The sequence below is a fragment of the Streptomyces sp. genome (genome assembly GCF_050698815.1).
Classification (GTDB): domain Bacteria; phylum Actinomycetota; class Actinomycetes; order Streptomycetales; family Streptomycetaceae; genus Streptomyces.
In genome coordinates, this window is sequence record NZ_JBOHCV010000649.1 from 1 (window position 1) to 5,090 (window position 5,090).

Consider the following 5,090-nt stretch of genomic DNA (forward strand, 5'->3'; position numbering starts at 1 on the left):
CACGCGAAGCCCTGCAGGACCTGACCGACGACGAGGAGTGGTAACCATGACCAGACGGCTCCTGCCTGAGCGCTACCTCACGCCGCTGGACCTGGCCGACCTCCTGGGCGTCCCGGTCGAAACGGTCTACCAGTGGCGCCGCAAGCACACCGGCCCCCGCGGCTTCCGCGTCGGCCGACACCTGCGCTACGACCCAGAAGACGTACGCGCCTGGGTCACCGGTCAGATGGAGGAGGCTGCCTGATGGCCGGACACATCCAAGACCGCTGGTACAAGACCACCAGCGCCCCCGACAGCAAGCCGACCAGGGTCAAGACCGACCGCCACGGCGTCGGCCTGCGCTACCGCGCCCGCTACGTCGCGCCGGACGGCACCGAGAAGAGCCAGAGCTTCCCCGATAAGCAGAAGCGCAGAGCAGAGGCGTGGCTGGCCAATACCGAAGCCGATATGACGCGCGGCGACTACGTAGACCCTCGCGCGGGCAAGGTCACCTTTCGCCAGTACGTAGCGGATTGGGTGAAGACACAGACGACCGACCCGACGACGCGGGCCTCCGTGGAGATGCGGCTTCGACTGCACGCTGTGCCGTACCTCGGGTCACGGACCATGGCAGCCATTCAGCCCTCGCACCTGCGGCTATGGATGCGCCAGCTGGAAGACGCCGGGCTGTCGCCTGCGTACCGTCGGGGCATCTTCGCGCACGTCTCGACGGTCTTTACGGCGGCCATGGAAGACCGGGTCATACGTGAGAACCCGTGCCGGGCTCGCAGCGTGAAGGCTCCGCGCCTGGACCCGCGCAAGGTCAAGCCCTGGACGTTCGAGCGCGTGGCGGCGGTTCGTGCTCAGCTCCATGATCGCTATCGGGAAATGATCGAGGTCGCCGCCGGTTGCGGATTGAGGCAGGGGGAGATCTTCGGCCTAGCGGTGGAGGATGTCGACTTCCTCCCTGGCACCATGCACGTGGTCCGGCAAGTCAAGCTCGTGGCCAATCAGCCTGTGTTCGCGCCGCCCAAGGGAGGCAAGGAACGGGACGTGCCGCTGCCGGAATCCGTCGCCTCCGCACTGGCCGAGCACATCACGCGCTACTCGCCGACTGAGATCACCTTGCCGTGGAAGAACTTGGACGGACCGCCGGTCTCTGCCACGTTGATCTTCTACAGCGCTGAGGGCCTGCCGCTCAACCGGAACAGGTTCAATACGCGTGTCTGGCGTCCCACCCTCCGCGCACTGGAGGTGTCGGCCGGCCGGGAGAACGGCATGCACGCCCTGCGCCACTTCTACGCCTCGGCACTCCTGGACGCCGGGGAGAGCATCAAGGCTCTGAGCGAGTACCTGGGGCATCACGACCCCGGCTACACACTGCGCACGTACACACACCTCATGCCGAGCAGCGAGGCCCGAACCCGGGCGGCAGTGGATGGCCTATTTGGCCCTGGGGGAGTGATGCACGGCGGCCCAGAGACGGCCCGCAGGCTAAAATAGAGCTCTGACCTGCGACAATCTCAGAAGCCGAAGTTCTGAGTCCACCACGGGCCGCCGGCGGCGAAGTGCGCCCCGACGCCCAGGGTCCGGTACTCGCAGTTGAGGATGTTGGCCTTGTGCCCGGGGCTGTTCATCCAGGAATCCATCACGGCCTCGGCGTCGGCCTGACCACGGGCTATGTTCTCGCCGCCCATGTTGTCCACGCCGGCCTGCCTCGCCCGGTCCCAAGGGCTCTCGCCGTCGGGTGAGGTGTGGCTGAAGAACCCGCGTTCGGCCATGTCCTGGCTGAAGTCACCGGCGAGATCGGCAAGTTGGGCGTCATTGGTCACCGGCCTGCAACCGGCCTGGGCGCGCTCGTTGTTGACCAGTTTCAGCACCGCGGCCTCGGCGGCGGACTCCGTGCTCGCCGAGGCGGTGGCCCCGTCGTCCGGCGAACCGGAGCCGGTGCCCGCTCCGTTGCCTGGCCGGGACGGCGACGCGCTCTTCTTCTCGCCGGCGCCGTCGGCGCGGGTCGAGGCGGACGGGCGCGAGGAGCCCGGCGACGAGGAGCGGTCGGCGCGGTCCGTCGACGGGGACGCGGACGGCGAGCCCGAACCGTCGGAACGGCGGTCGCTGGGGCCGGCGGAGTCCGAGCGGGACGGGGCGAGCGAGGACGGTGCGCCCTGCGACTCCAGATCGGTCGGCCCGCCGGCCTCCACCCTGTCGCTGTAGTGCCCGCCGCCGGAAAGTCCGCCCGGCCCCGGGACCAGCCCCGAGGCGACGGCCACGGCGCCCATCGCCATGGCTGCGGACGCTCCGAGCACCCCGGTGCGCACGGGCACACCCCGGCGCTTGCGGTGCGAGCCGCGCAGCCGGTGCCCGGCGTCGAGGCCGGCGTCGTCGATGACGGGTTCCGGTGCCTGGGGCACGCGTCTGTGACGGCCCATTTCTGTCGTCCTCACATGCTCGACGGTCCCGGACTCACCCGAAAGGGTGAGGCTCGTTGCTGCGGGACTGTACGGCACGACAGGTGGGGGCGCATGGGAAGTCCGCGGAAGTGCCCGGATAGCGTGCGCGTCATGGCTGTGTGTGACGGAGAGCGGGAGGAGACCGGCACGGTGGAGGCGCCCGTCGCCGAGGCCGCTGACGCGACGGTGCGGATGACCGCCTGGGTGCGGGGCGGGGTGCAGGGGGTCGGCTTCCGCTGGTTCACCCGTGCCGCGGCCCTGCGCACGGGCGGTCTGGCCGGTTTCGTCAGCAATCTCGGCGACGGGCGGGTCCAGGTCGTGGCCGAGGGGCGGCGGAACCGCTGCGAGCAGCTGCTGGAGTGGTTGCGCACCGGCGACACGCCCGGCCGGGTCGACGGCGTCACGGAGATCTGGGACCGGCCGCGTGGCGGCTACAGCGACTTCGCCATCCGATGATCCAAAGCGGTTGCCATTCCCGGCTGACCATGCAAGGCTGCCGCAACGAGTGAGAGGTACGTGATCACCAGCCCCCTGCGGGCCGCCGTCTCCGGCGCTGAAGCGCCGTCGAGCCAAGGCCGTGGGGCGTGATCGTGTTGACCGTCAAAACTTTTGGTGAGAAGGTTGAAGTCCCCGCAGCAGACTGTTTGATCCTGAGAAATAAGTAGCAGAACAGGCACCAGCGGGCGCGATTTTTCCCTCACGACCAACCACCACTTGGGTTGGCCACTCAGTGCGGAGGACCATCCATCATGGCAAAGGCGCTTCTCGGTTACGTCGGCGGCTCCGACCCCCGAGTCCTCGCCGAGATGCGACGGCTGCAGCAGCGTGTACACGACCTGGAATCCGAGCTCGTACGGATGCAGGCCGAGAACGACGCGCTGTGCGCCGCCGCCCGGCACCAGGACGCGATGCTCGAAGGCATCGACATCGACGTACCCCAGGCGGAGCCTGCGCTGACCTGACCCCGAGGGTCCGGTTCGGCGTGCAGCCTGCCGTTCATGAAAATCCGCGAGGGACGCTTCGGCGTCCCTTCGTTGTTTTCCGAGTGCTCACGTGTTCGGGTGTCGAGTGCCTTCTCCCCCTGTACGGGCCGTCCGCGCTGCGCTTACCGACTGATGTGCCCTCCGCCTTCCCCGGCGAAACCGAAAAGTGGTGACCAGGACTCCGGCGCTGCGCCGCCCGTACGGGACCGACGCGGGCGGCGGGTGGACTAGAGTCCGGACGCGTGCACCTGAAGAGCCTGACACTGCGGGGATTCAAGTCCTTCGCCTCCGCCACGACGCTGCGCTTCGAGCCCGGCATCACCTGCGTCGTCGGCCCCAACGGCTCCGGCAAGTCCAATGTCGTGGACGCCCTGTCGTGGGTGATGGGGGAGCAGGGCGCCAAGTCGCTGCGCGGCGGCAAGATGGAGGACGTCATCTTCGCCGGCACGACCGGCCGTCCGCCGCTCGGCCGCGCCGAGGTCTCCCTCACCATCAACAACGCGGACGGCGCGCTGCCGATCGACTACTCCGAAGTCACCATCACGCGGATCATGTTCCGCAACGGCGGCAGCGAGTACCAGCTCAACGGCGACACCTGCCGGCTGCTGGACATCCAGGAACTGCTCTCCGACTCGGGCATCGGCCGGGAGATGCACGTCATCGTCGGCCAGGGCCAGCTCGACGGTGTGCTGCACGCCGACCCGACCGGGCGCCGCGCCTTCATCGAGGAGGCCGCCGGAGTACTCAAGCACCGCAAGCGCAAGGAGAAGGCGCTGCGGAAGCTCGATGCCATGCAGGCCAACCTCGCGCGCGTACAGGATCTGACCGACGAACTGCGGCGCCAGCTCAAGCCGCTCGGCCGGCAGGCCGCCGTCGCCCGCAGGGCCCAGGTCATCCAGGCCGATCTGCGCGACGCCCGGCTGCGGTTGCTCGCCGACGACCTCGTCGCGCTGCGGCAGGCCCTCAGGACGGAGGTCGCGGACGAAGCCGAACTCAAGGAGCGCAAGGAGGCGGTCGAGGGCCGGCTGAAGGAGGCGCTGCGCCGCGAGGCCGACCTGGAACAGCAGGTACGGACGCTCACCCCGCGGCTGGAACGCGCCCAGCAGACCTGGTACGAACTCTCCCAGCTCGCCGAGCGGGTACGCGGCACCATCGGCCTGGCCGACCAGCGGGTACAGCACGCCTCCGCGGCACCCGCGGAGGAGCGGCGTGGCCGCGATCCCGAGGACATGGCGCGCGAGGCCGCCCGCATCCGTGAGCAGGAGGCGGAGCTGGAGGCCGCGTTGGAGGCCGCGGAACGCGCGCTGGACGACACGGTCGCGCACCGGTCGGAGCTGGAGCGGCAGCTCCAGGACGAGGAGCGCCGGCTCAAGGACGTCGCCCGCGCCATCGCCGACCGCCGCGAAGGCCTGGCCCGGCTGCACGGCCAGGTCAACGCCGCGCGTAGCCGCGCCTCCTCGGCACAGTCGGAGATCGACCGGCTGGCGGCGGCGCGGGACGAGGCGCGGGAGCGTGCGGCGGTGGCCCAGGAGGCGTACGAGACGCTCGACGCGGAGGTCGCCGGGCTGGACGCGGGCGACGAGGAGCTGGCCGAGCGGCACGAGAGGGCCAAGCGTGAACTCGCCGACGCGGAGGCGGCGCTCTCGGCGGCCCGCGAGGGCGTCACCACGGTGGAGCG

General features: G+C 69.8%; 6 protein-coding genes. 5 read left to right on the plus strand and 1 reads right to left on the minus strand.

Annotated features, from left to right (window positions below; all coding sequences use genetic code 11):
* Nucleotides 1–46 precede the first annotated feature (46 nt).
* On the plus strand, nt 47–244 hold the full coding sequence (locus ACRDP3_RS23375; protein ID WP_431518971.1) for a helix-turn-helix transcriptional regulator: 198 nt from the start codon (nt 47–49) through the stop codon (nt 242–244).
* Nucleotides 244–1,482 (plus strand): tyrosine-type recombinase/integrase, encoded by a 1,239-nt coding sequence (locus ACRDP3_RS23380; RefSeq protein ID WP_431518972.1) that lies wholly within the window; start codon nt 244–246, stop codon nt 1,480–1,482. Before ACRDP3_RS23375 ends, ACRDP3_RS23380 begins: the two co-directional genes overlap by 1 nt.
* Before the next feature lie 20 nt (nt 1,483–1,502).
* Here the strand turns inward: ACRDP3_RS23380 and ACRDP3_RS23385 are convergent, their stop codons facing one another.
* Nucleotides 1,503–2,408 carry a CAP domain-containing protein gene (locus ACRDP3_RS23385; protein ID WP_431518973.1) on the minus strand — a complete coding sequence of 302 codons (906 nt, stop codon included), beginning with the start codon at nt 2,406–2,408 and terminating at the stop codon, nt 1,503–1,505.
* A 213-nt stretch (nt 2,409–2,621) separates the two neighbouring features.
* Between ACRDP3_RS23385 and ACRDP3_RS23390 the strand changes: the two genes are divergently transcribed.
* The 3 genes from ACRDP3_RS23390 to ACRDP3_RS23400 form a co-directional block, all read left to right on the plus strand.
* Nucleotides 2,622–2,885 (plus strand): acylphosphatase, encoded by a 264-nt coding sequence (locus ACRDP3_RS23390; protein ID WP_431518976.1) that lies wholly within the window; start codon nt 2,622–2,624, stop codon nt 2,883–2,885.
* 293 nt (nt 2,886–3,178) lie between these two features.
* Nucleotides 3,179–3,391, plus strand: a complete 213-nt coding sequence (locus tag ACRDP3_RS23395) for a hypothetical protein (RefSeq protein ID WP_431518974.1) — start codon at nt 3,179–3,181, stop codon at nt 3,389–3,391.
* A 263-nt stretch (nt 3,392–3,654) separates the two neighbouring features.
* The coding region (locus ACRDP3_RS23400) for a chromosome segregation SMC family protein (protein WP_431518975.1) at nt 3,655–5,090 on the plus strand (1,436 nt) is incomplete at its 3' end.